The 1700-nt window shown below is 33.2% G+C and carries 2 protein-coding genes; both read right to left on the reverse strand.

What is annotated here, in order from left to right; translation table 11 throughout:
* Window positions 1-761: 761 nt before the first annotated feature.
* Entirely contained in the window at window positions 762-1172 is a 411-nt protein-coding gene (locus BM119_RS19440) for a DUF6258 family protein (RefSeq protein WP_090043343.1), read from the reverse strand.
* 16 nt (window positions 1173-1188) lie between these two features.
* Window positions 1189-1700 (reverse strand): hypothetical protein (locus BM119_RS20145; RefSeq protein WP_207647697.1); only part of this gene is annotated, 512 nt, incomplete at its 5' end.

A 1700-nucleotide genomic window follows, 5' to 3' on the forward strand; every position in this document is an offset into this window, starting at 1 on the left:
ACTCCTGCTGCTGATGCTGAAGTTTGAGATCCTGAGAACATCGCAAATGATGTTGCACCAAATGAGCTTGCTGTTGTTGCTATTCCTCCAAGTAAATGATAATAACTTTCTGATAGTCCAAAGTTTCAATTTGTTGATTTAACTCAGCATAAACATATTCTATAGCCTTTATGATGGATTTACTAGTATTGCTTATTGCATGTATGCTTCAATTTCTTTGAATTAGAAAAAGAGCCAATGTTCCTTGCTTGGGACATTAGCTCTTATCAAATTTATAATATATATTTGTTTTTATCTTTATTGATGTATTGTAATTTTTAATTATTTATTTCATCGAATGATTTTGGTTGTTTATTTATTGATTATTTTATTATTCCACTTAACTATCTTATCTATATATTTTATTCCACCAATTCTTTTTATTTTTTAGTGCTTTTCTAGCTTTTCATACTACATATATTATATTCTTAATTCCATTAATTTTTAAGTAGAATTATTGAGTCGAGGACTTCCTTTATTAATCATCTATATCTAGTTAACTAACAAAAAAATAATGAACCAGCCTACTTAACTTTCAGCTGATTCATTTCATCTTTTTACTGCATTATTAATATTCTATGGCCAGCTTTTGCTTGTTTAGTTTATCTGAAAATGTTACAACTGAAGGAGCGGAGTCTTTCACCATCAGACTCCGAAGTTCTGCAGTCAGCTTAATTAGAGTTTTGCAGTGAATAGCTCAAGCTTATTAATGAAATTTTATACTACTCATTAATCTCAACACCTTGCCTCGTTGGATCTTCTAAATGAATTGCTTCTGCTATTATTTTCATTTCAACTCTAGTACACCTTCCTTGTTGGTCACAGGATGCCGCTGATATATTAAATATAAAACTTTCCTCGTCATCTTCAATCAACTCAGCACTTACAAGTTCAATTTCATCATTTGGAATAAATCCTTGAGGTTCAAGCAATATTGATTTCACTCCAGTGAATACAATCAAACCATCTTCGATGTTTTCATCATTGTAGTACTCCCAATTTCCAGACTCACTACGTATTCTGGAAATCGTATTAATTTGTATTTTAACTCTTTCATTATAACCATCAATTAGAATACTCTTGCAAAACCTGTCTCCTAAATAAATAGTATTAATAAATTCTTTTGGATTCATTGATAAAGCCTCCTTCTTACTTGTTTATTTCCCAGTGAGCTGTAGGATTCCATAAATCTACTTGGTTACCATTTACATCTATTGAAGGACCTTGACCTTTCATATTAGGTCCTGTTCCTTCTAAATGTCCATGCCCATGAGGTGTTGGGTCTTTAGGATGCCCACTTGGATTCAATCTTTGGTAATTTGACCTATTGGGGTATAGTGTATGCGTGTCAACTGGGTTTTTTCCTGGAACCGTACTTCCTCCCTTTGGTTCAATCATAATATTTCCTTTTTTATCCCCAATAAACCTACCTACTTCCTTACCAGTATTTCTATCAATAGTTGGTCCAGGTATTTTAGCTTTACCAGCCCCCTCAACATTTCTACTAGCCAAAGCTGCATTAAAGCTCTTTTGAGTCTCTGTTTGTTTCAGTGGTTGTGTATTTCCTGAACTACCAAAAGATTTTATTGGTACTCTTCCAACTCCTGCTGCTGATGCTGAAGTTTGAGATCCTGAGAACATCGCAAATGATGTTGCACCAA

The organism is Clostridium frigidicarnis (assembly GCF_900111985.1).
GTDB lineage: Bacteria > Bacillota > Clostridia > Clostridiales > Clostridiaceae > Clostridium_Z > Clostridium_Z frigidicarnis.